The sequence below is a fragment of the Streptomyces sp. DH12 genome (assembly GCF_020873895.1).
In the GTDB taxonomy this organism is placed as follows: domain Bacteria; phylum Actinomycetota; class Actinomycetes; order Streptomycetales; family Streptomycetaceae; genus Streptomyces.
Genome location: NZ_JAHWGT010001099.1, coordinates 1 through 450, shown reverse-complemented (window position 1 = coordinate 450; position 450 = coordinate 1). Strand labels below are relative to the sequence as shown.

The following is a 450-nucleotide window of genomic DNA, read 5'->3' as shown; positions in this document are numbered from 1 at the left end:
ACAACCTCGGCACCGAGCTGTCGTCCGGCCGGCAGGGCTGGGCCGACGCGAGCGGCGCCTTCCACCCCTGGCCCGCGGGCGGCAATCCCCCCACCCCCGCACCCGACGCCTCCATCCCGGGCCCGGCCCCCGGCCGGTCCACCACCATCCCGATCCCCAAGTTCTCCGGCCGCATCTACTTCTCCTACGGCCGCAAGATGGAGTTCCGGCTCACCACCGGCGGCCTGGTGCAGCCCGCCGTGCAGAACCCCACCGACCCCAACCGCGACATCCTCTTCAACTGGTCCGAGTACACGCTCAACGACTCGGGGCTGTGGATCAACAGCACCCAGGTCGACATGTTCTCCGCGCCCTACACGGTGGGCGTGCAGCGCGGCGACGGCACCACGCTGAGCACCCGCAAGCTGCGCCCCGGCGCCTACCACGGCGTGTTCAACGCCCGCAGGGGAC

The 450-nt window shown here is 71.6% G+C and carries 1 protein-coding gene; it reads left to right on the top strand.

What is annotated here, in order from left to right; all coding sequences use genetic code 11:
* A partial coding sequence (locus tag LPA54_RS38720; RefSeq protein WP_228985068.1) for a beta-1,3-glucanase family protein occupies window positions 1-450 on the top strand: 450 nt, incomplete at both ends.